We start from the raw sequence: 25,433 nt of genomic DNA on the forward strand, positions 1-25,433 counted from the left end.
TGGGGACTGCGGACGATTTCTTGGACCGTTACGCGGCCCTTCCCAGCGCGGAGCGGAACTCGGCCGGCGTGCGGCCGCCGAGCGCATCGCTGCGCCTCTCCGTATTGTATCGGCCGATCCAGCCCCCGAGTTCCTCGATGAAGCGGGCGGGGGTCCAGTCCGACCAGTCCCTGCCGTGCCAGAACTCCTTCTTGAGCAGGCCGAAGAAGCCCTCCATCGCCGCGTTGTCCGGGCTGCAGCCCTTGGCGGACTGGATTGGCTACGCTGATGTGGACAGTTCCGGGAGAGGCGCAAGAGACGGGAAGGCCGTGTGCGCGTTCCTGCGCGAGGGCCGTGGGGAGGGGCTGCCTGGGTACGGCGCCTGTCAACTCGGTCTACGTCTTTGATGACCGGGTCGTACTCAATATCAACTTCACGGATGATGCCAAAACGGTCACCCGTGAGGAAGTGTTGGGTTCGAGTGCTGTGGACAATGTTCCAGCATGCTGGGATCGAACTCGCTAGCCGGAATCACACGGTACCCGTGACGCAGCAGCAGATCGACAAAAACACCATTGCCCGCGGTGAGCGTACCGCTAAAGGTGCCATCGTAGACGTGACCCGTACCGCACGAGGGGCTGCGGTCCTGCAAAATGCACGCAACGATCTCGGACGGGCCGCCCGCCTGCTCGCACATATCGAGCGCGCGCTGAGCACCCTGGCGAAACTCGCGATCGACCGAGATGCCCTCGCAGGTACAAACCTCGCCATTCACAATCTCGGACGGCTTGCGCGGTGTGGGCAAGCCGCCAAAAACCTCGGGGCACACCAACAGGACCTCGGTCCCTGTGCGTTCGCAGGCCTCGACCAACGCGCGATGGTAATTGTCGAGCCCGTTATATTTGCAGCTCTCTCCCATCAAGCAGGCACTCACCACGATCTTCATACATATCCCTCCCAAACAAAACGCCCCATTTGAGATAGAAACTCAAATGGGGCGTTCGACGTTGTGCAACCAGCCTTACTGCTGCTTTGGCATCAGCGGATTCTCGCGCGTGAGGAGATTCATGAACTCCTCGCCCGTGATCGTCTCCTTCTTGTACAGATAACGAGCCAGCTCATGGAGCTTAAACTTGTTCTCCTTGAGGATCTGCAGGGCGCGGTCATGTGCGTCCTCGATCAGCTTGGCGACGATCGCGTCGACGCGCTCGGCCGTACCGGGGGCACAGGTGAGCGACGTGTCCTGGTTGAGGTAGGCATTCTGAACGGTACCGAGCGCCATCATGCCAAACTCTTCCGACATACCAAAGCGCGTCACCATGTTGCGGGCGAGCTTGGTGGCCTGCTCGATATCGTTGGCCGCGCCAGTCGTCATCTCACCAAAGATGAGCTCCTCGGCAGCACGTCCGCCGCAGTAGACAGCGAGCTTGTCGAGCACCTCCTGGCGCGTGGTCAAGAAGCGCTCGTCCTCCTCGACCTGCATGGTGTAGCCCAGAGCACCGCTCGTACGCGGCACGATGGTGATCTTCGTAACCGGCGCAGAACCCTTCTGGCGGGCGGCAACGATGGCATGGCCGATCTCGTGATAGGACACGACCTGTTTCTCGTGATCGGACAGCACCGTGGACTTACGCTGCTGGCCGGCGATGACGACCTCCACCGACTCCTCAAAGTCATCCTGCGTGGCGCGCTTGCGACCCTCGCGGACAGCGCGCAGGGCGCCCTCGTTGATGATGTTGGCCAGGTCGGCACCCGAGGCACCGGGCGTGGCGCGGGCGATCGCGGTCAGGTCGATCGGCGGCTGCGTCTTCACGCTCTTGGCGTGCAGTTCAAGGATATTCTTGCGACCGGTCAGGTCGGGCAGCTCAACGGGGATGCGGCGGTCGAAGCGGCCGGGGCGCAGCAGGGCCGGATCAAGGCTGTCGGGACGGTTGGTCGCAGCGAGGACGACGATACCCTTGTGGTTATCGAATCCATCCATCTCGGTCAGCAGCTGATTGAGCGTCTGCTCGCGCTCGTCGTTGCCACTAAAGCCGCCGCCATCGCGCTTCTTGCCGATGGTATCGATCTCGTCGATAAAGACGATGCACGGGGCCTTTTCCTTGGCCTGCTTAAACAGGTCGCGAACCTTAGCGGCGCCGCGGCCGACAAACATCTCAACAAACTCAGAACCAGAAATACTAAAGAACGGCACGCCCGCCTCGCCGGCCACAGCCTTGGCGAGCAGGGTTTTACCGGTACCCGGAGGGCCGACAAGGAGAGCGCCGCGTGGCAGTTTGGCGCCGATCTCCTCGTAGCGCTGCGGCTTCTCCAGAAAGTCGACGACCTCCTTGAGGGACTCCTTAGCCTCTTCCTGGCCGGCGACATCCTTAAAGGTCACGCCCACGTCCTTGGAGGCGATCACGCGCGCGCCGGACTTGCCCAGTCCGCCGCCGCCAAAACCACCGCCGCCAAAGTTCATCGACGGACCGTCATCACCCATGGCCTTCTTCATGCGGCGGTTGAGCCACCAGCCAATCAGGAAGAAAATCACCATGGGAAGAATGAGGGTGAGCAGGTAGTAGGTCATCAGGCCCGAGTTCTTATCGGGAACGACCGACTCAAGCGAAGCACCGGACTCAAGCACGCGATCGGTAAAGCCCGCGTCATTCGGCACACCGGTCGTCTTGTAGGCGATATTCTCGTCCTCGCCCTTCTTGGTGTAATAAATCGTGTAATCGTCCGTGTTGTACTCGACCTTGTCGACGCTCTTCTTATCGAGCGCTTTGACAAACGTCGAGTAATCGGTCTTCGTAATCTGCTGCGTGTGACCGATGTTGGGGAACAGAACGGTCGAGAGCACGAGGTAGACGACGAAGGCGATGAGCACGTAGAGGATCATATTCCGTCTACGTTTATTGTCATCCATCTCCATCTGCTTGAACTCCATCTACTGGGGTTGATAATTTTTTCTAGAATACCCAACCCGGACGGCGATAAACCGACGCCGGGCACGAAAGGACAGAGAAGGCATCACTGGGAGTCGGCAAGGTTCAAATCTATACGGGCGACGGCAAGGGCAAGACGACGGCTGCGCTGGGGCTTGCGCTGCGCGCCACGGGCTATGGACTTAACGTACTCATGCTTCAGTTTGCCAAGAAGCTGCACTGCGCCGAGCATGATGCGGCGCCCCGTTTAGGTCTGCGCATCGTACAAGCCGACCGCGACACGCCCGAAGCCTGTGCCGCACAGATCATGGAGCTGGCGCGCGAGCAGATTAGCCAGGTCGACGTGCTGATCTTGGATGAGCTGGGAGAAGCCATGCGCCGAGGCTTTGTGACGCGCGAAGATGTCGAAGCGTTGATCGCAATGAAACCGACCACCACAGAGCTCGTGCTCACCGGCCGCGGCTTGCTGCCACTGGCCGATCTCGCGGACCTAGTAACCGAAATGCGCCCCGTCAAACACTACTTCGACGAAGGCCTCCTAGCCCGCCAAGGCATCGAATACTAAATGATCCGAAGGGGACGGAGGAAAACGGATCATTTTGCCTTATCGCCAGGTCAATGATCCGTTTTCCTCCGTCCCCTTCGGATCATTAGGCGGTGGCGCGGCCGAGCCAGTTGCCGCTGTGGTGGTAGATGGTAAACATCGTGGCCGTGATTAGCCAAGTTACGGGGTAAACCAGCAGCAGGTGCTCAAGCGACGGATCGAACGGCATAATCGCAAACACCCAGATCACCCTGAGCACGACGGTGCCAAAAATCGTGAGCATCATAGGCTGGAAGCTCACGCCAGCGCCGCGGATGGAGCCGGACGCGTTTTCGATAATCGAGAAGATCGCGTAGAACGGCGCGATGAAATGAAGAATCGTCGTGGTGTAGGCCGAAATCGAAGCATCGTCGACAAACAGACGCGACAACGGACCCGAGAACACCAGTAGCACGGCAGACGGGCCACCAATGAGCATAAACGACAGCACAAGCGACGTATGGTAGCCCTTGCGCATGCGCTCGTAGTTGCGCGCGCCAAAGTTCTGTGCCGAGAACGTGGTGATCGAAACGCCAAGCGCCTCGGTAACCATCCAGACAATGCCATCCAAACGGCCCGAAAGACCCCACGCCGTGGTGACATCGGCACCAAACGAGTTGACCGACACCTGAATCAAAACGTTGGAGATCGAATACGCCGCAGACTGAACGCCCAGCGGCAAACCGCACGAAAGCATGCTCTTGCAAATGCCGCGATCGATACCGAGTTTGAATAGCGACAACCGCCACGCCCCCGGAGCGCGCATCATGCGGATCACAATCATCGTAGCATTGGTGCAGATAGTCAGCGCCACCGCGATGCCGCAGCCCAGCGCTTCCATGTGCAGCACGGCGACAAAGAGAATGTCGAGCGCCACGTTAACGAAGCAGCCGGAGGCAATAATGACCGCCGGACCGCGCGTGTCGCCCACGGCGCGCAACAACGCCGTCCCCATATTGAGCAGCAGCGCTGCAAACATGGCGGCAAAGTAGCAACGGGCATACGCCACACCCTCGGCCAGCAGCTCATGCGGTGTATTCATCAGCACAAGCATCGGCTCGACAAACACCATGCCCAGAATGGAAATGACAATGCCGCCCACCAGCGCGAGCGTCATGGCCGTATGGACCGATCGGCTCAAGCGCTCGTCATCGTGCTGGCCAAAAAACTGGCCCGTAATGACCGCACAGCCAGCACCCACACCGACGCAAAAACCAATGCAGAGCTCCGTGAGCACCATCGTGGCTTGAATGCCACCCAGCGCGAGCTTGCCGCCAAACTGACCGACGATATAGGCACCGATAAGCGTGTAAGCCTGCTGAAAAAACGAGCTAAAGAAGATAGGGACGCACAGCGAAAGCAGCTGCTGCCAAATGACACCCTGCGTCACATCGATAGCCGTAGATTTCTTAGCCACACGCCCTCCCCACCAGCGTACATCAAACAACAAAACGGCAAGTTAAGACCAAAGCCAACACCAGCTTAGCACCGACCGGTATCGGCCGAAACGCCCCGAACCAGAGCCCAATGCGAAATAATTGCCTAGTGATACAGCCCCGGCTGGTAGTGGTACTCGTTGCTCACATGCGGGCACAGCTGCCAAAAGGCGACAGCACTTGCCGCGGCCACGTTAAGCGAATCGACCCCGTGCGCCATCGGAATACGCACGGCGCGATCGCAGCCCGCAATGGTTTTGGCGCCCAAGCCAGCACCCTCGGTGCCCATAAAGATTGCCAGGCGGTCAATCTCCTGCAGCGCGGAATCGTCCAGCGACACCGAATCATCCGTCAACGCCATGGCGGCACACGAAAAGCCGGCATCGTGCAGCGCCGCCAGCCCATCATGCGGCCATACGCGCGCCTCGCTGCCAATGCGCGTCCAGGGCACCTGGAACACTGTGCCCATGCTCACGCGGGCCGAGCGACGGTACAGCGGGTCACAGCAAGTGGGGCTCACCAAAATGCCATCGACGTTCAGCGCAGCCGCCGAGCGGAAAATCGCGCCGACGTTGGTGTGGTCGACAATGCCCTCGAGCACGCACACGCGCACCGGGCGCTCCCCCGCTGCCTCGACGACGCCGCCCAAGAACTCATCAACCGGAATCTGGCGTGGACGACGGAATGCCGCGAGCGCACCGCGCGTCACGTTAAAACCCGTCAGCTGCTCCATAAGCTCCATCGAGGCCACGAACACGGGAACCGGACCCGCGCCCTCGCGCACAACCAGGCGTTCAAACAGTGGCATCATCTGATCGAGCCAGCGTTCGCCCAAAAGAAAGCTCACCGGGTGGTATCCGGCGCGAACCGCGCGCTCGATGACCTTGGCACTCTCGGCGATAAAAATGCCCTTCTGCGGCTCCAGCACGCAGCGCAGCTCACGCTCGGTCAGTCGCACGTAGGCATCAAGCCGCTCGTCCTCGAGCGAATCGATTCGCAGCACCTCAACGGCATCAGTCATAGCAGCCAGCCCGCACCTTTCTTTACAGCGCATCTATACCAAACGAGGCGACGCTAAGCGCCGCCCCATGCATTCAAACAATCCGATGATACCGTTCACGCCGGACGATTTACGCCTCAACGCGACGATACGTTACGAACTCATAATCGACACCCTCGTCGCCCTCGCCCGAGGCAATCGTGGCAACACCGCCACGCCGCGCAATCTCCCACGCGGGATCGGCATCCAGATCGGGAAAATACGTATCCACGTCATGCACGCAATGGTCATGCGTAACCTCGGCCTCGGCGCAATACGGCAAAAACTGCCGATACACCTCGCCGCCACCGATCACCCACGCAACGGGCTCATCGGCTACCGCGGCGAGCGCTTCGTCGATGCTATGCACCACGTCGACGCCCATGGGAGCAAAGTCCCCATCGCGCGTGAGCACGATATTGCGTCGATTCTTGAGCGGCCGTGCGCCGGGAAAACTCAGCAGCGTCTTGCGTCCCATAATGACCGGACAGCCTTTGGTGCACGCCACAAAATGGCGCATATCGGAGCGATTGGACACCACCATGTCGCCCTCGCAACCAATGCCCCAGTCGTCACACACGGCGACAATGGCAGAAAGCTTACACGTCATGCGCGTCACCTACACCGCAATGGGGATGTTCTTGACCTGAGGGCCGTGCTCATAGCCCTCGACGATCAGATCATCGGTCGTAAACGCATAGAAGTCATGCACATCGGGGTTGAGCGTTACCTTGGGCGCGGCAAACTGCGGACGCTCAATAAGCTCGCGAACGATATCGACATGACGGTCGTAAATGTGGGCATCGGCAATCACATGCAGCAGCTCGCCGGGAATCATATCGACCGACTGCGCGACCATCATCAGCAAAATGGCGTACTGGCACACATTCCAGTTGTTCGCAGCCAAAATATCCTGGCTGCGCTGGTTGAGAATCATGTTGAGCGTCGGTTTATCATCCTGCGGACGCTGCGTCACGTTATACGTCACGCTGTAGGCACACGGATACAGGTGCATCTCGGACAGGTCGCTAAACACATAGGTGTTCGTCATAATGCGGCGGCTGTACGGCGTGTTCTTAAGGTCGTACAGAACGCGGTCCATCTGGTCGAAATCGCCCTCGGCATAATGGCTCTTCTGCCCAATCTGATACCCGTAGGCCTTGCCGATGGAGCCGGTCTCGTCGGCCCACTCATCCCAAATATGGCTGTTGAGGTCATGCACGTTATTGGACTTCTTTTGATAGATCCATAGGATCTCATCCATGGCAGATTTGAGGGCCGTACGACGCAGGGTAAGCGCCGGAAACTCCTCACGTAGGTCATAGCGTGCCGTGACACCAAAGTTTTTAATGGTATAGGCAGGAGTGCCATCCTCCCACACCGGGCGGACCTTTTGGCCCTCGGTGGTGGTGCCATGGTACAGAATATCGCGGCACATGGTTACAAACTGTTGATCAGCCTTGCTCATTGACCCTCCTGTCAGTCGCCTATAAGCGATTTTAATTGTAGCCCAGGCGCGCAGTGTCGGATTGGACACTTGGGTCGGCACACGCAATGCACGGCAGCCAGCACCCCCACAATCGCAGACGTAACAACTTTGAATTTCTGACATATGCTAAAAAAGCTTGCGCGGAACCGCATACACGCTATCCTATTACTGACATATGTCAGATTTGGAGAGAGTATGGCAGGAAGACGCGAAAAATTACGCCGTGTTGGGATCATCCCCGAATATCGCGGCTTTACCCCCGACGGCCTTGCCAGCGGAGACGCCATCGAGATGACGGTCGATGAGCTCGAAGTACTGCGCCTGTGCGACCTGGAAGGCCTCAACCAAGAGGCAGCCGCACAGCAGATGGGCATCGCGCGCGCCACGGTGGCGGCTATTTGCAGCCGAGCGCATCGCAAGGTGGCAAACGCGTTGGTCAATGGACGGGCAATCGTCATCGAAGGCGGCAATATCGCGTACTCCCCCATTACCACGGCAACGGCCGTATGGCCAGCAAAGGAGATCGACACCATGAGGGTGGCAACCACGTACGACAACGGCAACATCTTTATGCACTTTGGCCACAGCGAGCAGTTCAAGATCTACGACATTCAGGATGGCAAGGTACTCAACGAGCAGGTCGTGGGCACCGACGGCACCGGCCACGGTGCCCTTGCGGGCCTGCTCGACAACGGTGGCGTGGACACGCTCATCTGCGGCGGCATCGGCGGTGGCGCTATCAACGCGCTTGCCCAAGCCGGCATCACGGTGTACGCAGGAGCTCAGGGCAGCTGCGACGCTTGTGTCGAGGCCCTTATCGCCGGAACGCTCGCACAGAACGGCGAGGCCACGTGCAGCTGCCACGGCCATGACCACGACCACGCCCACGAACATGGCGAGTCCTGCAGCTGCCACGGCCATCACGAGCCCGAGGGCCACGAGGGTTGCGGCTGCCACTAACGGCACGGCACCGCGAGCTCGGGGCGCGACGCTGAACGCAGCCCAACTATCAAAGCCAACAACAAAGGCCACCCGGTAACTTCCGAGTGGCCTTTGCCATATCAAGCTGGAATTACAGCCCTATTTCTTATTGCGCATCTGCGCTTCCATCTGGCGCAGCAGCTCCATATCGGACTTGGGACCGCCCGTACCCAGGCCGCCCATGCCGCCCAGACCCATAGCGTCCAGCCCAGGGATATTGGGCATGCGCATCTTCTTGCCCTTCTTGCCCTTTTTGCCCTTCTTGCCGCCGGCCTGTGCCTGATTGGCCATCGTGCGCATGCGGCCCATCATCTTGTTCATCTCGCCCCACTGCTTCATAAGGCTATTGACCTCGGTGGGGGTCACACCGGCGCCCTTGGCGATACGCGCGCGACGCTGGCCGTTGATGATGGAGGGACGCAGACGCTCCTCCTTGGTCATCGACATGATGATGGCCTCGTTCTTGTCGAAGATGCCCTCGTCCAGGTTACCGCCCATCTGGTTGAGCGCGCGCTGGCCACCGGGGAGCATGCCCAGGATACCCTTCATGCCGCCCATCTTTTTGACGGCTTTCATCTGGTCGAGCATGTCATTCATGGTAAAGCCCTCGCGCAGCATGCGCTCGGCAGCCTCGAGCTGTTCGGCATCGGCGGCCTCCTGGGCCTTCTCGATGATGCCGACAACGTCGCCCATGCCCAAGATTCGCTTGGCCATGCGATCGGGATAGAACGGCTCAAGCGAATCGGGTTTCTCGCCCATGCTCACAAACTTGATGGGCTTGCCGGTCACCTGACGCACCGAAAGCGCGCCGCCACCACGAGCATCGCCGTCGAGCTTGGAGATAATCACACCATCAAAGTCGGTGCGCTCGGCAAACGTCGAGACCACGTTGACGATATCCTGGCCGGTCATGGCGTCGACGACCATCAGCACCTGGTCGGGCTTGACGGCCTTCTTGATGTCGACGGCCTCCTGCATCATCTGCTCGTCGATCTGAAGACGACCGGCGGTATCGACGATCACCACGTCACGAAGGTGGTCGACGGCCTCCTGGATGGCGCCCTTGGCGATGTCGACCGGGTGCGCACCGTCGCCGCGGAAGACCGGCACGCCGATCTCGCCACCGAGCGTGGCAAGCTGATCGGCAGCAGCGGGACGGTAGACGTCGCACGCGGCGAGCAGCGGCGAGCGGCCCTGCTTCTTGAGCAGGTAGGCAAGCTTTACGGCAGCCGTGGTCTTACCGGAGCCCTGCAGGCCCACGAGCATGATGACATTAGGAATGCGGTTACTAAAAACGAGCTTGCTCTCGGTGGAGCCGAGCATCTCGGTGAGCTCGTCGAGCACAATCTTGACGACGTTTTGCGCCGGCGACAGCGACTCCATGACCTCGGCGGTCATGCAGCGCTCCTTGGTCTTAGCAACGAACTCCTTAACGACCTTAAAGTTAACGTCGGCCTCGAGCAGCGCCATGCGAATGTCGCGCATGGCCGAGGTGATATCGGCCTCGGTCAGCTTACCCTTGCCGCGCAGGCGGTCAAATGTGTCGTTGAGGCGATCGCTCAGAGAATCAAACACTAGTCACTCCTTAATTGGACTCGCCCACCAGGGCGCGGCAGAAATCTTTGGCGTTAAACTCCTGCAGGTCATCGACCTGCTCGCCCACGCCGATGCGCAGGATCGGGAGCTTGAGCTTCTCGGCCACGGCCATGGCGATACCGCCCTTAGCCGTGCCGTCGAGCTTAGTCATGATAATACCGTCCAGGCCCAGCGCCTCGTTAAACTCGAGCGCCTGGTTCAGACCGTTCTGACCAGTGGCGGCATCGATCACAAGCACGACCGAAACCGGCATGGGGCCGGCGGCCATATTGGCGGCGCGCTTACGCGTCACGTTGACCACCTTGGCGAGCTCGCGCATGAGCTCGGGGCTCGTATGCAGACGACCGGCGGTGTCGATAAGCACCAGGTCGCTGCCGCGCCTGTCGGCCTCGTCGAGCACGTCGTAACAAACGCTCGCCGGGTCGGAGCCGCGGTCGCGCTTGATGACGGGAACACCGGCGCGCTGACCCCACACATCGAGCTGCTCGATGGCGGCGGCGCGGAAGGTATCGGCCGAACCGATCACGACATTCTTGCCGCGGGAAGCCATGGCGCTCGCAATCTTGCCGACCGTCGTGGTCTTGCCGGCACCGTTGATGCCCACAAACAGCACGCAGCTCGGCGTATCGGAGAACGGATCGCGCTCGATGGGCACAAAGTGCTGCTCAAGCTGCTCGGCCAGAGCGCGACGAAGCTGCGGTGCGGTCTTGAGGTTCTTCTTGGCGGCCGTCTCGCGCAGGTCATCGGAGACCTGAATAGCGACCTCGGCACCCATGTCACCCATAACGAGGGTGTCCTCAAGGTCCTCCCAAAAGTCCTCGTCGACCTCGCCGCCAAAGTAGAAGACCTCGTTGAGGGCCTCGCGGCTGCGCTCAAGTCCGCGCGAGAGAGCGTCAAAGAATCCCATTATGCATTCACGACCTTTCCGGTTTCGCGATCGAGTTTTTGCGAGACGACGCGGCTGACGCCGTCGGCTTGCATCGAGACGCCATAGAGAACGTCAGCGTCCTCCATAGTACGGCGCTGATGCGAAATGACCAAGAGCTGTGTATCGGAACGCAGCACATCGAGGGCTCCGATGAGCTTGGACAGGTTGGCGTCATCAAGCGCCGCCTCGACCTCGTCAAGCACATAGAACGGCACCGTGCGCGTGCGGTACACGGCAAAGAGCAGGGCGAGCGCCGTCAGACTCTTCTCGCCACCCGACATGAGCATCATCTTAGTAATGCGCTTGCCGCGCGGCTGCGCCACAACCTCAATGCCCGTCTCGGCAGGATGCTCGGGATCGGTCATCTCAAGATGAGCCTGGCCACCCGGGAACAGCATGGCGAAGATCTCGCGGAAGTTCGCGTCGACCTTCTCAAACGTCACCAGAAACGCCTTGCGCATCTTGCGATCAATGGCCACCGTGATCTTGGTGAGCGCCTTGCGCGCGCTCTCCAGATCGGCCAGCTGGTCCTCGATGTAGTCGGCGCGGCGCTTGAGCTGCTCGTACTCCTCCATGGCAACCTGGTTCACGGGGCCCAGATTGTTGATATGACGCACGAGCTGGTTGAGCTCCCGCTCGGCGGCGTCGCGGTCGGTGGGAGCAGGAAGCATGAGCGCTTCCTCGAGCACCGTGGTGCCATCGGCGGTAATGGCCTTAATGGCGGCCTCTACCTGCACCTCAAGCTTGCCGCGTGCGACCTTGAACTCGTTTTGCGTGGCAGTGGCGGTATCGACCCGCTCCTTAGCGCGGGCAACCTCGGCCTTGGCATCCTCGATGGTCTTCTTGAGCGAAGCGGAGTCCGCCTCTTCCAGAGAGGCCTGGTCACGCAGGCGCTCTGCCCAATCCGATGCGCGTTCCAACAGGGCAGAATAGCGTTCGTGCATGGGGTCGACGCGCAGGCGCAGCAGCTCGAGCGAGCGCGAAGCCTGGCGTGTTCCGCGGATACGACGGTCGATGCCCTCAAGACGATGCTCAAGGTCGGGCACGCGGCCCTTCAGCGAACGCAGGCGCTCGCTCGTCTGGGCCAGGCGCACCTTGGCATCGGCGAGCTTACCGGCGGCCTCGGAATCGTCACGGCGAACGCGATCGAGCTCATCGTTGGCCTCGGCAATCTGGAGACCCAGGTCGCTTGCCTGTGCACGCGCCTCGTCACGCGAACGGGTGAGTTCGTCAACGCGCGGGCGCGCAGCGCGAACGGCCTCGGCGGCCTGCTCGCGGCGCTTGGAGATGCGCACGCGCTCGACCTCGGCGTTGTTGGCGCTTTGCTCCAGGCGGCCAATCTCGGAGAGCAGCGAGCGGCGCTCGCCCTCAAGACGGGCGATCTCGCCGGCGGCATCGCCCTCGGCAGCACGCGCCTCCTCAACGGCCGCATTGGCCTCGACGACCTGATCCGACACATGCTCAAACACAGCAGCCAGATCGGGTTCCAGGCCCTCGAGCTCACGGATGCGGCGCTTGCGCTCCAAGGCACCCGAAGCCTCGCCGGCATCGAGCCCCACGCGCACCAGACCACCACAGCTCACGCGGGCGCCATCGGGAGTCACGTAGGTCACACCGTCAACGACAGGGGCAGCCAACGCGGCAGCCAAGTCATCGACCACGTAATAGCCGCCGAGAAGGGCCTCGACAACCGGGCCATAACCGGAGCGCACGGACAGACGATCGACCAGACGCGTACCGGCAGCGCCATTGGCAGCAGCACCGCCGCTCACGCCGCGCGCCATCAGCAGTGCCTCACCCGAGGCCTTCTTCTGGTCCAGGGCAGCGCGACCGGCGCGCTCGAGTGCGGCAGCGTTATCGAACAGCAGGGCATCGATATCACCTGCGAGCAGCTGCTCAACCAGACCCTCGAGCTCACGCGGTGCCTCGAGCACATCACCCAGACGGCCCGAAACATCGTCGCCCAGCGCGCCCACCAGACGGCTCACCAGCGGCGAGCTGTCTGCCATGCGGGCATCGAGCTTCTTTTGGCTGGCAAGCTCCGAGCGAACCTCGGACAGCTTGTTGCGCGCTTCGCTCTCGCGATTACGCAGGTCCTTGAGGGCAGCGCGTGCCGTCTCGGTGGCCTCGCGCGCATCGTTCTGGGCCTGACGAGCCGCCTCAAGGGCACTCTCAAGCTCCTCAGCACGGTCGCGACGGCTCTCGAGCGAGGCCGTGACCTCCTCGAGCTGTTCATCGATCTGCTCCAAGCGCGAGGCGTACATGTTGTCCTCAACCTCGGCGTTACTCAGCGAGTCCTTCACCTTGGCGAGTTCGAGCGCCGCGTTATCGGCCCGACGCTGCACATCGCGTTGCTCACGCGTAAGCTGCGAAATCTGATTGTCGAGCGCAACGCGACGCTCGTGGAGCTCGGCGGCGGCAGGTCCGGCGGCGTCAACGTCCTCCTGGGCCTGCATGTGCGCGCCGGTCACTTCCTCAAGCTGTGCACGCGCGTCCTCGAGCTCCTCGACCACGCGACGACGCTGATGCTCGGAACTCGAGATCTGGCCACGCATGTCGGACAGGCGCGACACCATGTTGTGGCCCTTTTCCTCGAGCAGGCGCATATCGGAGTTAATGCGGCCGACCACGTCTTGCATATGGCGGCGCTGCTCGCCCAGGTCGCCCACAAACAGGCCCTTTTCCTCGAGCATAACCTGGAGCTTCTCGAGCTCGCGCTCCTTTTCGCCCATGCGGTACTGCGCAAGCTCCAGCTCGGCGGCGCCTTCCTTGGAGCGGCTCTCCAGGTCGTTCCACTGCGACTGCAGCGAACGCAGCTCGTCGACGGCTAGCATCTGCGTAAGCTCGTTCGCGCGCGAGGACAGCTCTTTGTACTTGCGCGCACGATCGACCTGACGCTCCAGCGGTCGCAGCTGACGGGCAATTTCCTTATTGATGTCGCGGGCACGCGTCAGGTGCTCGTCCATCGACTTAATCTTTTTGAGCGCACGCTCCTTGCGGCGCTTGTGCTTGGAGATGCCGGCGGCCTCCTCGATGAGGGCACGGCGCTCCTCGGGGCGGCTCTGCAAAATGGCATCGAGCTTGCCCTGGCTGATGATGGAATGCGTATCCTTGCCCAGGCCCGAATCGTGCAGGATGTCCTGAATGTCCATCAGGCGGCACGGACTCGAGTTGATGAGGTACTCGCTTTCGCCCGAGCGATACATGCGGCGGGTGATAGCCACCTCGTCAAAGTCGACAGGCAACATATGGTCCGAATTATCGAGCACCAGCGTGACCTCGGCCACACCCACCGGCTTGCGCGCCGACGAGCCCGAGAAGATGACGTCCTCCATGGCCTGGCCGCGCAGCTGCTTGGCGCTCTGCTCGCCCAGGACCCACAGAATCGAGTCGGAGATGTTCGATTTTCCCGAGCCGTTGGGACCGACGATGACGGTTAGGCCCGGCTCAAACGTCATATGGGCGCGGTCGGCAAACGACTTGAACCCTTTGAGCGTGAGGGACTTGAGATACACGGTTCCTCGCTTAAACAGGCTTCTTGTTGAGAATCACGCCGTTAGTGGTGTAACCCATGCGGTCGAGCGCCTCGAGCGCAGCGGCTCCCTCGGCCTCCTTCTTGGAGGAACCGGTGCCGCGGCCCTGGCGAATACCGTCGATGAGCACCACGGCGGTAAAGGTCGGTGCATGCGCCGGGCCTTCAGAGCCAACGAGCTTGTACGCCGGAGGCTCGTGGCCGTCGGCTTGCACGCACTCCTGCAAAAACGACTTGGGGTTCGCAGGATGCTCGGCACGCTCGGAGGCCAAATGGGGCTTAAGCGTACGGTGGATGAACTCCGCCGCCGCATCCCAGCCAGCATCCAGATACAGCGCACCCACGAGCGACTCATAGACGTTCTCGAGCGCCGAGTGCAGGCCGCGCGTGCCGGTACCGGTCTCGGAGGCACCAAAGATGATGATGTCGTCGATGCCCAGCTCATGGGATACCTCGGACAGCGTGGCACCCGAGACGAGCGACACCTTCAGGCGCGTAAGCTTGCCCTCGTCAAACTCCGGATAGGACTCAAAGAGCGAACGGGCGACGACGGCGCCCAAAATGGAATCGCCCAAGAACTCAAGGCGCTCATAGCTGGCAGAAACCGGCTGGCCCTCGACGGCCGAGGGATGCGTAAGCGCCGCGCGCAGCAGCACCTTGTCATTGAACTCGTGGCCAAGAATCTCCTGGGCGCGCGTAAGTCGTTCGGATAAAGCCAAGACCTAAGCCTCCCTGGCGTTTTCGATCGCGTCGACGGCGTCGGCGACAGAGTTGAGCGAGAGCAGGGTCTCGTCATCGATCTCGAGATTGAACTCGTCCTCGATAGCCGTAACCAGTTGCAGGCGCTCGAGCGAGTTGGCATCGAGGTCGTTAAAGGTGGTCTCATCGCTAATTTCGGCAACATCGACGCCCAGAACGTCAGCAGCGACCTCGGCGATCTTGTCGAAGATTTCGGAGCGGTCCATAGCGCTTCCTCTCATAGTGCATGAATACCAAAAGAATGGTACCGCCCGGGCGGTACCAAGACACGGTTCTGATTCTACCCCACGAAGCAGGCCGCGAGGCACATAACAGCGCTCTAACTCGCTCTTACAAAACGATGCCGTCCATGGAGTTGGCGACGTTCTCGACCAGCCCCGCGCGCACGGCTTCGGCCGCCGCAAGCGTACCGTTTTTAACAGCCTCGACCGAGGTGGCGCCATGGCCGATCAGGACCACGCCACGCAGGCCCAAAAGAATCGCGCCGCCCTTGGCATCACCAGAGAGCTTGGCCTTAATCTCGCGCATCTGCTTTTTGATGAGCAGCGCGGCGATCTTGGTGCCGAGCGAGGCCATAAAGGCGCCCTTGAGCTCCTGCAGCAAAAACTTGGCAGCGCCCTCGGTAGCCTTGAGAGCGATATTGCCCGACATGCCGTCGGCAACAACGACATCGAAATTGCCCGAGGTGAGGTCGGTGCCTTCGCAGTTGCCCACAAAGCCCGGAACTGCGGCCTTCATAGCAGGGAAGCAGGCCTTGGTAAAGTTAGAACCCTTCTCGTCCTCGGTGCCGTTACCAAGCAGGCCCACGCGAGGATGTTCGATGCCCAGGACGACGCGGGCATAGGCGCTACCCATCTGGGCAAAACGCACCATGTCATCGACCTCGACATCGGGGTTGGCGCCCATATCGCACAGCACCGTCAGACCGCCGGCGCGATTGGGCAACGCATTGGTCAGACAAGGGCGCACCGGCTGCTTCTTGCCTTCGGCCTGATACCTAAACGGCGTCACGTATGCGGTAGCAGCGGCGGTCATGGCGCCGGTGGAGCCGGCGGAGAAGAACGCGTCCGCGTTGCCCTTTTTGATGGCGCGGCAGGCAAGCACGATCGAGGACTTGCGCTTGGTCATCACGGCGCGAATAGGATCGTCATCCATGGCGATGACGTCAGGGGCTTCCAGAGCCTCCACACGTGCATGGGCCGCGGCAAAGGGATTGACGATTTCGGCGGGGCCAACTGCCAAGACCTCGATATCGGGATCGGCGGCAAGTGCGGCCTCGATACCATCGAGAACAACCTGAGGCTTCTCGTCTCCGCCCACAACGTCTACACAAACGCGAACGTTACTCATATACATGCTCCTTATACAAAAATGGCCGACTCATTGAGCCGGCCATTGTGGTTCCATTTGGAACGGCATCGCATCCAGAGTATACCGTTACTCGGTAACGATAACCTCGCGGTCCTTGTAGAAACCGCAGCTGGGGCACACGTGGTGCGGAAGCTTGACAGCGCCGCAACGGGGGCACGTGGACTGAGCCGCAGCCGAGATCTTCATGTTGGCGGAACGGCGGGTGTGAGTGCGGATACGACCCTGCTTTTGTTTAGGTACGGGCATAGTGACCTTCCTTATGAACTATCCAGTGTGGCGATTACGCGCAAGTAGCGATACTACCACAGTTTTACTCGTCAAGCTTGAGATTCTTCAATGCTGCAAATGGATTTTCCGTGGCAGCGGCCCATTCGGCCTCTGCTTGAGCGGCGCAATCGCATTGCTCGACGTTGAGATTGCAACCGCAGGTGGGGCACAGGCCGCGACAATCGGGCTTGCACAGGACAACGAACGGCGTGTCCATGACAACCGCGTCGTTGATGGGCTCACCCAGATCGACGATGCGATCCTCGCCCAGGAGCTCGTAGCCGTCTTCGTAGGCCTCGGGATCCTCGGGCTCCTCAAAGAGGTAGAACTCCTCGATCTCGCCGGCGATATCAAACGAAGCAGGCTCCAGGCAACGGTCGCACTCGCCGGTGGCGTGCGCGCGGACCATGCCCGTGAGCAAGACACCGGTACCGGCATTGGTAAAGACAACGTCGTAGTCGATGCCGTCCTGTAGCTGGTACTCCTTCTCGCCCACCGTATAGGTGGCGACATCGACCTTGCCGGTCAGCGGATACGAATCTCCGGGAAACTCGAGCTGTTCGGAAAGATCGACGGTAACGCTCGGGAACTCAGCCATTACCACTGACCATTCTGTTGGGCGGCACCCTCGTTGAGCTGCTGACGGCAACGGGTAACGGTGCCGGTCAGGCTCTTGAGATTCTCCTCCAGGTGCGTAAAGACCTGCTCTGCGTAGTCCTCGGCAGCATAACGCGTCTCGCGCTCGTACTGCTGGGCACGATCGCGGATGTCGTCGGCCTGCTGCTGTGCCAAGCGGACGATCTCCTGCTCACCGGCAATGGTGAGGGCCTGCTGCTGAGCGTCGGCGATGATGGAATCGGCCTGAGCGGCGGCGGAAGCCATAAGCTCCTCGCGCTCCTTAAGGATACGGCGGGACTTCTGCCACTCCTCGGGATAGCTCATGCGGATCTCGTCGAGGATGTTGAAGAACACGTCGGCGTCGATGACCTTGAACTGAGCGTTCTTGCCGAAAGGCGGCTTGGCTTCCTCGATCAGCCCTTCGAGCTCATCGACCAAGCTGACGATCCTATCGCCAGGAAAATTCTCGCCCGGCATCCGGTCTCCTTTCATAGGTAACATATCATCGTGCTAGTTTACCACATGCCACCAGGCAATAAAAAACGTCACGAAAAGCGGTGTCTGAGCGCTTCGACCACGTTGGGCGGGACAAACGTCGATACATCGCTGCCGAGCGAGGCGATCTGGCGAACGACCGAACTCGAGATATAGCCGTACTGCGGCGCACTCATGACAAAGATGGACTCCAGCTCGTTATCCAAGCGATAGTTGAGGTCTGCCTGCTGCAGCTCGTACTCAAAGTCGGTCATGGCGCGCAGGCCCTTGACCACGGCCCCCGCCCCCTGCTCGCGAGCGAAGTCGACCAAGAGGCCGGTAAAGGGCAGGACATCGACGCCGTCGATATCACCGAGCGCCTCGCGAGCCAGCGCCACGCGCTCATCCAGCATAAACGTGGTGCCCACACCGTTTTTACCCTGCGACTCGGCGACAGCGACGATCACGCTGGGAAAGATGCGGCGGGCGCGGCGGATGACGTCGATATGGCCAAACGTGATGGGATCGAAGGTGCCCGGGACGATCACGCGGTTGATGGTGTCACTCATGGGCGTTCTCCTGAACCGTCATGGCATCGTTGTTGTGAGCATCGGTGCCGGTGCAATCTTCCTCACCATCGTCATCGCCGACCCAACGAAGCAGGTCGACCGAGGTAATGCCGTAGCGCTTCTCGCGCACGATCTCAAAGCCTGCCGGATGCGCGCCCGCATCGGCGGCGGCATGCTCAAACAGGGCATAAGCGCCAGGTGCAAGCAGACCCTGCTGAGCCAGGTTCTGCAGCAGTATCTCGACCGGCTCGGCACCAAAAGCATAGGGCGGGTCGAGCAGGACCAGATCAAAGGGGCCGCCCGGCACACGACCGCGCGAGGCACTCGCCAGCATGTCGCCCGTTACCACGCGCCAACGCGCACGGTCACGGCAGAGCGACTCGATATTCTTGGTAATGAGCCGCGCGGCATTCCGATCGATCTCGAACGTCGTGAGTGAGCGGGCACCACGTGAGAGCATCTCTAACCCTAAGGCGCCGGAGCCGCCAAAGGCGTCCAGCACGCGGACCTCGTCCAGATCGAAGTCGAATGCCGACATGACCATAGATGCGCATGCCTCGCGCACGCGATCGGTCGTGGGGCGGGTGACATCGCGACCACGGGGCTCCTCGATCTTACGACCGCGCCATTCGCCGCCGATGATTCTCATCCTCCGCTGACCTCCTTAAAAATGTGTCGATATCGCATGGCGACCGCATCGCGCAGGGGGCGCGTCGCCACGGAGTCAAGGTTGCAAGCATACCGCAAGAGCTCGACTGCGTCCAAATGGGCCCACTCGATCAGCTCCTCGTCGGCATCCAGGTCGACAAAGCGCAGGGTCACCCCGCCATGCTGGCGGTACCCCAGGATTTCGCCCTCGTGGCGCAGACGAAGGTCCATCTGGGCGAGCGTAAAGCCGTCCGAGGTCTTTTCGAGCGACTGGAGACGGTCTTGCGCCGCCGAAGCGCCGCCGTTGCCCTTGGAGTGCGTCATGACCAGGCAGGTGCCCGACACGCTGCCGCGGCCCACGCGGCCGCGCAGCTGGTGCAGGGCCGCCAAGCCAAAGCGCTCACCGTTCTCGATGACCATGACGGTGGCGTTGGGCACGTCGACGCCCACCTCGACCACCGTGGTCGAAACGAGCACGTCGATCTCGCCGCGCTTGAAGGCGTCGATCACACGATCCTTCTCCCCTGCCGGCATGCGGCCGTGAAGACGCTCGATGGTAAGCCCCGGCAACGCCAGGCGTAGGCGGTCGAGCTCGGTTGCCGTATCGTGCAGCGGCACGGGCACGGTTACGCGACCCTCGTCGTCACGGACGATACCGGGCACATCCTCAAGCTCATCGGCCGAGTCGCTCGGCTCCACGAGCGGGCAAATCACGTAGGCCTGCTGACCCTTTTCATGCGCCTCGCGGATGGCGCCATAGGCAAGGTCGCGGCTCGACTCGGTAAGCACGCGTGTCGTCACGCCAGCGCCAGGGACGGGCCGATGGCGGATGATGCTCGTGTCCAGATCGCCGTAGACCGAAAGCGCCAGCGTACGTGGGATGGGCGTTGCCGTCATAACGAGCAGATCGGCACCAGGGCCCTTCGCACGCAGGGCGTTGCGTTGGCCGACGCCAAACCGGTGCTGCTCATCGATGACCACGAGCGACAGATGCTTAAACGCCACGTTATCCGAAAGCACCGCGTGGGTGCCAAAGAGGACATCGAGCTCGCCCGATTCCAGCTGGGCATGGATCCGCTCGCGCTCGGCCGCCGGCGTGGCGCCCGTCAGGAGCGCCCAGGTCATGCCAGCCTGCAAGAGCAAGGGGCCGGTCTTATCGGCATATTGACGCGCCAGCACGCCCGTGGGCGCCATAACGCAGGCCTGCGTGCCGCTATCGGCAGCCACAGCCAGCGCGCAGGCGGCAACGGCGGTCTTACCGGTACCGACATCGCCCAGCAGCAGGCGGTTCATCACGCGCCCGCCATCGCACATATCGCGCAGGATATCTTGGAACGCGGCCTCCTGCTCGTCGCTCAGAGAAAACGGCAGGGCCTGCTTAAGCGCGGCCAGGTGCTCGCCCGCGGCGTGGGCGTAGGGCACCACATCGACCAGGCTGCCGTCGTTGCGCAGGCGCAGCGCCAGCTGCAGGTAGAGGCACTCCTCGTAGGCAAGCCGTGCGCGCGCGATATCGCGCTCAGCCATGCTCGAAGGAAAGTGGATCGATCGAAGCGCACGAGCATCGCTCATCAGGCGACGTTTAACGCGCAAGCGTGCGGGAATCGGGTCGAAGGGATTGCCGACGACCTCGAGCGCGCCACTTACGATGCGGCGCATCCATGCCTGGCTCAGGCCGTCACTCACATAATGGACCGGCAAAATGGTGCCCGCAGCACGCCCGTCATCAAGCTTTTCAAAGTGCGGCGAGGCCATCTGCTTAAAACCGTAGGCAAACTCGACCTTGCCCATCACGGCCAGGCGGTCGCCCTGCTTAAGCTGCTGGGCAATCCAAGGCTGACGGAAAAAGGCGACCTGCAGCACGCCCGTCTCGTCAACGAGTGAGACCTCGGTCACCTGCATGCGCGGACGCGGCTTCTTTTGAACGATACGGTCGACCGTGGCGATGATGGTGCACACGGTACCGATGGGCGCCATCTCGATGGACCAGGAGCGCGTAAAGTCCAGGTATCGATGAGGGATATGGAGAAGGAGGTCCCCCACCGTCCGAATTCCCAGACGGCGAAGGGCCTCCTCACGTTTACCCGAAACATATTTGAGTCGCGCGATATCCTCGTCGAGCGCATTGCTCTGGGCAAAGCGATCCGAGACGCGCGGCACGGAGCAGAGCTCGGACATGGGCAGATGCCTACTCGATCGAGAAGATCACGGGATAGAGCGGCTGCTCGCCACGATGGGCGTCGATCTCCAGGTCGGGCTGAGCCTCCTCGATAGCGTCGACGATCTCCTGGAAGGCCTCGTCGGACAGCTCCTCGCCGGCCAGAATCGTCAGCGCGTCGCCCTCCTCTTCCTCCTGCATGCGGTTGATGCAATCGAGCGTGACCTGCTTCACGTCGGAGCCGACCACATCGATGGAGCCGGCAATGATGCCCATGACGTCACCGGAGTGAATTGGCGAACCGTCGGAGGCGCTGGAGTCGCGCACGGCGCGGGTGACCTCGCCATCGCGGACCTCGCTGATGGCGTCGACCATAGCGGCGACGGCATCCTCGAGCTCGGAATCGGGCAGGACCGCGAACAGCGCGGAGAAGGCCTGCGGAACGGTCTTGGTGGGAACGACGGCGACCTTCTTGTCGGTGCAGGCTGAGGCAGCGGCCTCAGCGGCCATGCGGATGTTGCCGTTGTTGGGCAGGATGATGACCGAGGTCGCGTTGACCTGGTCGACGGCGCCCAGCAGGTCTGCAGTCGAGGGGTTCATGGTCTGACCACCCGACACGATCACGTCGACGCCGAGGGACTTGAGGATGTCTGCCTCGCCGGACCCAGCGGCAACGGCGACAAAGCCCAGCGCCTTGGCGGGCTCGGCGGCCTTTTCCTGGTCCTCATGAATCTTGGCGGTACGGTCGTGGGCCTCCATCTCCATGTTGTGGATAAAGACCTCGTAGATCTGACCAAGCTGAAGCATGTGCTCGAGCACCAGGTTGGGGGTGTTGGAGTGCACGTGGATCTTGTAATCGGGGTAGGCGCCCACGAGTAGCTCACAGTCGCCCATGGAACCCAGGAACTTAAGGCACTCATCCTCGTCAAACGGGGCGTCGGCCTTAAAGAGGAACTCGTTGCAGTAGCGGAACTCCGAGCCCTCCCAATCGTCGTTGGCCTCGATCTCAACGCGGCCAAGAGCGGCATCGCGTGCAGAGCAGGCGGAATCAAACGTGGCGGAGAAATCCTCGACAACGGTGCTGCGGCCAAGAGCGGCGGCAACAAAGTTCTCAAGGAAAATAGCAAAGCCAAAGGCGCCGGAGTCGACCACGCCGTTCTCCTTCAGAACGGGCAGCAGCTCGGGCGTGCGGGCGACGGACTGGTAGGCCTCGACGACGATGGCGTCGAGCGCGTCCTCGGCCGAGAACTTCTTCTTTTCGCACTCGTCGGCCTTGGTCGAGACATCGCGCAACACCGTGAGGATCGTACCCTCGATGGGCTTACGGACGGCCTGGAAGGCAACCTTGACGGCACGACGGAAGGCGAAGGCGATGTTGGCGGACGTAATGGGCTCGTCGGCGGAGACAAGGCCCTCGGCCACGCCGCGCAAGATCTGCGAGGTGATGACGCCGGAGTTGCCGCGGGCGCCCATCAGGGAGCCGTGGGTGATGGCGCCGGCGATGGCCTCCATGTCGGCGTCGGCGGGAAGGGCAGAAAGCTCCTTGGTCACCGAGGCGAGCGTGAGCGACATGTTGGTGCCGGTGTCACCGTCGGGCACGGGAAAGACGTTGAGCTTGTTGATCTCCTCGGCCTTGTCGGAAACGGCAGCCGCAGCGATCGGAAAACAGGTGCGAATGGTCTTTGCAATCATGGGTATTTAAATCTCCGTTTTCGGATGCTAGTTCAGACGGCTCTTGAGCGCGTCGATATGGATGCCGATCTTAAGGCTGGCGGGATCGATCTGGGCGATCTCCTGCAGGGTGAAGGCAACGGAGCTCGAAAGATTGTGGCAGACGGATTTCATGTTGACGCCGTTCTCGAGCACGACGTGAAGATCGACCGTAAGGCCGTTCTCGTCGGCGGAGACAAGCACGCCCTTGCGGAGGCGCTGACCGGCAAGCAGGCGCACGCTCTCGGCGCCCTGGAGCTGCTCAGCCATACCGACGACGCCATAGCACGTCATCGCGGCATAACCGGCAATATCGGCAATAACGTCGTTCGAGACGCTCAGGCTGCCGTTAATGGTCTCAGACACAAGAATCTCCTTATCTGGTGCTCGCGGCACCATGTCGTGGGAGCAATCATTGCAATATTCTACAACGACCGCGCCATGTTGAGGTGGTGGGTCGCGGGATTACATCCTCGACACGAAATGTTGATATGGCAACGTTCGAGTCAAGTGGTCGCGGCATGAAAAAACCCGCCGCATAAGCGACGGGTTTTACAACCTGGCTCCCCGGGTAGGACTCGAACCTACAACAGCGCGGTTAACAGCCGCGTGCTCTACCATTGAGCTACCGAGGAATTTAAAAGCCCAGCGGAATGGGCTGAGAAATTCTGGCTCCCCGGGTAGGACTCGAACCTACAACAGCGCGGTTAACAGCCGCGTGCTCTACCATTGAGCTACCGAGGAATAGGTGCGTGCTCTCAAGCAACGAAGTTTATTATACGGACGAATCGGCACAGGGCAAGAACTTTTTTGAGAAATTTTCTAGCCTTGATCCCTTGGGGACGGCCTAACTGCCGGCACCGGCAACGGAAACGCCGATGTTTTGACAATGCCAGCGAGCGGGCACCAGAGCGAACAAATTGGCATGAAAAGAGGACGGCATAGACCTTCTGGTCATGCCGTCCTCTTTGAATGACAAGTTGTCGCTCTGGTGTCCGCGCAGCGTCGGCCAGTTACGGCGTTTGGTAAAACGCCGTAACCCTAAGACTCGATATAGTCTTTGAGCTTGCTGCTGCGGCTCGGGTGACGAAGCTTGGCCAGGGTCTTGGACTCGATCTGGCGGATACGCTCGCGCGTGACACCAAACTCGCGACCGACCTCCTCGAGCGTGCGGGGATGCCCGTCGACAAGGCCAAAGCGCAGCTCGATAACCTTGCGCTCACGATCGGCAAGCGAGTCGAGCACCTGGGTGAGCTGCTCCTGCAGCATGGAGAAGCTGGCGGCATCGGGCGGAACGATAGCCTGGGAGTCCTCGATGAAGTCGCCCAGCTGGGAATCCTCTTCCTCGCCGATGGGGGTCTCGAGCGACACGGGCTCCTGCGAAATCTTCTGGATCTCGCGGACGCGGTCGGCGCTCATGTCCATCTCGGCACCGATCTCCTCAGGGGTCGGGTCGCGACCCAGGTCCTGAAGGAGCTGGCGCTGCACGCGGACGAGCTTGTTGATGGTCTCGACCATATGCACGGGAATACGGATGGTACGGGCCTGATCGGCAATGGCGCGCGTAATGGCCTGACGGATCCACCACGTGGCGTACGTGGAGAACTTAAAGCCCTTCTGGTAGTCGAACTTCTCAACAGCGCGGATCAGACCGAGGTTGCCCTCCTGGATCAGGTCAAGGAACAGCATGCCGCGGCCGACATAGCGTTTGGCGATGGAAACGACCAGACGCAGGTTTGCGCTGATGAGTGCCTGCTTGGCTTCGAGGCCCACGTTCTCAATGCGCGTAAGACGACGCATCTCGGCACGCGTGAGCTCGAGCTCGCCGGCATCGGCAGCCTCGAGCTTCTCGGTGGCCTCGAGACCGGCCTCGATCTTCATGGCCAAATCGACCTCTTCGGAGGCGGTCAGCAGGTCGACCTTGCCGATCTCCTTGAGGTACATACGAACCGGATCGCCGGTCAACATCACCGTGGAGGCATCGATGCCACGCACGCGGGAGCGTGAACGGGACGTGCGCACGGTGCGCTTCTTCTTGCTCTTGGAAGAACCCATCTCGGCGTCGGCCTGACGGGCCATCTTGAGCTCGTGCTCGTCGTCGTCATCAAAATCGTCGGTATCGGTATCGTTATCGTCATCGTCGACGTCCATGGGGGCGTCGTCGTTACCGCTCGCGGAGATAATCTGGATGCCGCTGTTGCGCAGCGCGGAATACACCGCGGTGAGCTGCTCGTCAGAAACATCGATATCCTTCAGGGCGACCTGAATCTCGTCCTCGGTTACCGAAGTCCTGTTTGAGCCGTTGCCCATGAGCTTTGCAACGTAGGATTCCAGCCCAGTACCCGTGCTCTCAGTCTTTTTTGGCACAGATT

24 protein-coding genes and 2 tRNA genes are annotated in these 25,433 nt (G+C 61.1%); 2 read left to right on the forward strand and 24 right to left on the reverse strand.

All coding sequences use genetic code 11. The features are described from left to right. Positions 1 to 28: 28 nt before the first annotated feature. The 3 genes from PMW67_RS03295 to ftsH all read right to left on the reverse strand — a co-directional run bounded on the left by PMW67_RS03295 (position 29) and on the right by ftsH (position 2,893). Positions 29 to 256, reverse strand: coding sequence for an IS3 family transposase (locus PMW67_RS03295; RefSeq protein WP_369831449.1), 228 nt, complete (start codon positions 254 to 256; stop codon positions 29 to 31). 177 nt (positions 257 to 433) lie between these two features. Beyond that, positions 434 to 925 (reverse strand): 2-thiouracil desulfurase family protein, encoded by a 492-nt coding sequence (locus PMW67_RS03300; protein WP_117765687.1) that lies wholly within the window; start codon positions 923 to 925, stop codon positions 434 to 436. Between the two features lie 75 nt (positions 926 to 1,000). After that, entirely contained in the window at positions 1,001 to 2,893 is a 1,893-nt protein-coding gene (ftsH, locus tag PMW67_RS03305) for an ATP-dependent zinc metalloprotease FtsH (RefSeq protein ID WP_187364973.1), read from the reverse strand. A gap of 122 nt (positions 2,894 to 3,015) precedes the next feature. Here ftsH and PMW67_RS03310 point away from each other — a divergent pair, with 122 nt between their 5' ends. Then, a complete protein-coding gene (locus PMW67_RS03310) occupies positions 3,016 to 3,471 on the forward strand; it encodes a cob(I)yrinic acid a,c-diamide adenosyltransferase (RefSeq protein ID WP_255413096.1) in 456 nt (151 codons plus the stop codon). Positions 3,472 to 3,556: 85 nt separating this feature from the next. Here the strand turns inward: PMW67_RS03310 and PMW67_RS03315 are convergent, their stop codons facing one another. The 4 genes from PMW67_RS03315 to thyA form a co-directional block, all read right to left on the reverse strand. Continuing rightward, entirely contained in the window at positions 3,557 to 4,906 is a 1,350-nt protein-coding gene (locus PMW67_RS03315; RefSeq protein WP_271738738.1) for an MATE family efflux transporter, read from the reverse strand. Between the two features lie 125 nt (positions 4,907 to 5,031). Beyond that, a complete protein-coding gene (locus tag PMW67_RS03320) occupies positions 5,032 to 5,946 on the reverse strand; it encodes a TrmH family RNA methyltransferase (RefSeq protein WP_271738739.1) in 915 nt (304 codons plus the stop codon). Between the two features lie 109 nt (positions 5,947 to 6,055). After that, positions 6,056 to 6,574, reverse strand: coding sequence for a dihydrofolate reductase (locus tag PMW67_RS03325; protein ID WP_271738740.1), 519 nt, complete (start codon positions 6,572 to 6,574; stop codon positions 6,056 to 6,058). Between the two features lie 9 nt (positions 6,575 to 6,583). Continuing rightward, positions 6,584 to 7,432 carry a thymidylate synthase gene (thyA, locus tag PMW67_RS03330; RefSeq protein ID WP_271738741.1) on the reverse strand — a complete coding sequence of 283 codons (849 nt, stop codon included), beginning with the start codon at positions 7,430 to 7,432 and terminating at the stop codon, positions 6,584 to 6,586. Positions 7,433 to 7,648: 216 nt separating this feature from the next. Here thyA and PMW67_RS03335 point away from each other — a divergent pair, with 216 nt between their 5' ends. Next, the gene (locus PMW67_RS03335; RefSeq protein ID WP_195535312.1) at positions 7,649 to 8,413 is read left to right on the forward strand and encodes a DUF134 domain-containing protein; all 765 of its coding nucleotides are present in this window, start codon (positions 7,649 to 7,651) and stop codon (positions 8,411 to 8,413) included. A 120-nt stretch (positions 8,414 to 8,533) separates the two neighbouring features. On the opposite strand, the gene ffh is transcribed toward PMW67_RS03335, so the two are convergent. The 17 genes from ffh to rpoD all read right to left on the reverse strand — a co-directional run bounded on the left by ffh (position 8,534) and on the right by rpoD (position 25,428). After that, entirely contained in the window at positions 8,534 to 10,009 is a 1,476-nt protein-coding gene (gene ffh, locus PMW67_RS03340; RefSeq protein WP_117637757.1) for a signal recognition particle protein, read from the reverse strand. A 10-nt stretch (positions 10,010 to 10,019) separates the two neighbouring features. Beyond that, positions 10,020 to 10,937, reverse strand: a complete 918-nt coding sequence (ftsY, locus tag PMW67_RS03345) for a signal recognition particle-docking protein FtsY (protein WP_117798131.1) — start codon at positions 10,935 to 10,937, stop codon at positions 10,020 to 10,022. After that, complete coding sequence (smc, locus tag PMW67_RS03350; protein ID WP_271738742.1) at positions 10,937 to 14,473, reverse strand: chromosome segregation protein SMC; 3,537 nt, start codon at positions 14,471 to 14,473, stop codon at positions 10,937 to 10,939. The genes ftsY and smc overlap by 1 nt, the downstream gene beginning before the upstream one ends. Before the next feature lie 10 nt (positions 14,474 to 14,483). After that, complete coding sequence (gene rnc, locus PMW67_RS03355) at positions 14,484 to 15,209, reverse strand: ribonuclease III (RefSeq protein WP_271738743.1); 726 nt, start codon at positions 15,207 to 15,209, stop codon at positions 14,484 to 14,486. Between the two features lie 3 nt (positions 15,210 to 15,212). Continuing rightward, positions 15,213 to 15,455, reverse strand: coding sequence for an acyl carrier protein (locus PMW67_RS03360; RefSeq protein WP_271738744.1), 243 nt, complete (start codon positions 15,453 to 15,455; stop codon positions 15,213 to 15,215). Between the two features lie 124 nt (positions 15,456 to 15,579). Next, positions 15,580 to 16,599: a phosphate acyltransferase PlsX gene (gene plsX / locus PMW67_RS03365; RefSeq protein WP_035138131.1), complete on the reverse strand. Its 1,020-nt coding sequence runs from the start codon at positions 16,597 to 16,599 to the stop codon at positions 15,580 to 15,582. An 87-nt stretch (positions 16,600 to 16,686) separates the two neighbouring features. Next, the gene (rpmF, locus tag PMW67_RS03370) at positions 16,687 to 16,866 is read right to left on the reverse strand and encodes a 50S ribosomal protein L32 (RefSeq protein ID WP_022094017.1); all 180 of its coding nucleotides are present in this window, start codon (positions 16,864 to 16,866) and stop codon (positions 16,687 to 16,689) included. 64 nt (positions 16,867 to 16,930) lie between these two features. Further along, entirely contained in the window at positions 16,931 to 17,485 is a 555-nt protein-coding gene (locus PMW67_RS03375; protein WP_055309521.1) for a YceD family protein, read from the reverse strand. Then, positions 17,485 to 17,982: an ATP synthase subunit B family protein gene (locus PMW67_RS03380; protein ID WP_040358176.1), complete on the reverse strand. Its 498-nt coding sequence runs from the start codon at positions 17,980 to 17,982 to the stop codon at positions 17,485 to 17,487. The genes PMW67_RS03375 and PMW67_RS03380 overlap by 1 nt, the downstream gene beginning before the upstream one ends. A 68-nt stretch (positions 17,983 to 18,050) precedes the next feature. Beyond that, a complete protein-coding gene (gene coaD / locus PMW67_RS03385) occupies positions 18,051 to 18,548 on the reverse strand; it encodes a pantetheine-phosphate adenylyltransferase (RefSeq protein ID WP_117842503.1) in 498 nt (165 codons plus the stop codon). After that, positions 18,541 to 19,197, reverse strand: coding sequence for a 16S rRNA (guanine(966)-N(2))-methyltransferase RsmD (rsmD, locus tag PMW67_RS03390; RefSeq protein ID WP_117842504.1), 657 nt, complete (start codon positions 19,195 to 19,197; stop codon positions 18,541 to 18,543). Before rsmD ends, coaD begins: the two co-directional genes overlap by 8 nt. Continuing rightward, positions 19,194 to 21,371 carry an ATP-dependent DNA helicase RecG gene (gene recG, locus PMW67_RS03395; protein WP_271738745.1) on the reverse strand — a complete coding sequence of 726 codons (2,178 nt, stop codon included), beginning with the start codon at positions 21,369 to 21,371 and terminating at the stop codon, positions 19,194 to 19,196. The genes rsmD and recG overlap by 4 nt, the downstream gene beginning before the upstream one ends. A 10-nt stretch (positions 21,372 to 21,381) precedes the next feature. Beyond that, on the reverse strand, positions 21,382 to 23,043 hold the full coding sequence (locus PMW67_RS03400; RefSeq protein ID WP_271738746.1) for a DAK2 domain-containing protein: 1,662 nt from the start codon (positions 23,041 to 23,043) through the stop codon (positions 21,382 to 21,384). Between the two features lie 27 nt (positions 23,044 to 23,070). Then, entirely contained in the window at positions 23,071 to 23,460 is a 390-nt protein-coding gene (locus tag PMW67_RS03405) for an Asp23/Gls24 family envelope stress response protein (protein ID WP_187361832.1), read from the reverse strand. A 161-nt stretch (positions 23,461 to 23,621) separates the two neighbouring features. Further along, positions 23,622 to 23,696 (reverse strand) — tRNA-Asn (locus PMW67_RS03410). Between the two features lie 34 nt (positions 23,697 to 23,730). Continuing rightward, positions 23,731 to 23,805, reverse strand: a tRNA-Asn gene (locus PMW67_RS03415). Between the two features lie 297 nt (positions 23,806 to 24,102). Continuing rightward, a complete protein-coding gene (gene rpoD / locus PMW67_RS03420) occupies positions 24,103 to 25,428 on the reverse strand; it encodes an RNA polymerase sigma factor RpoD (protein ID WP_271738747.1) in 1,326 nt (441 codons plus the stop codon). Positions 25,429 to 25,433: the final 5 nt, after the last annotated feature.

The sequence above is a fragment of the Collinsella aerofaciens genome (genome assembly GCF_028209395.1).
GTDB classification, from domain to species: Bacteria; Actinomycetota; Coriobacteriia; order Coriobacteriales; family Coriobacteriaceae; genus Collinsella; species Collinsella aerofaciens_AZ.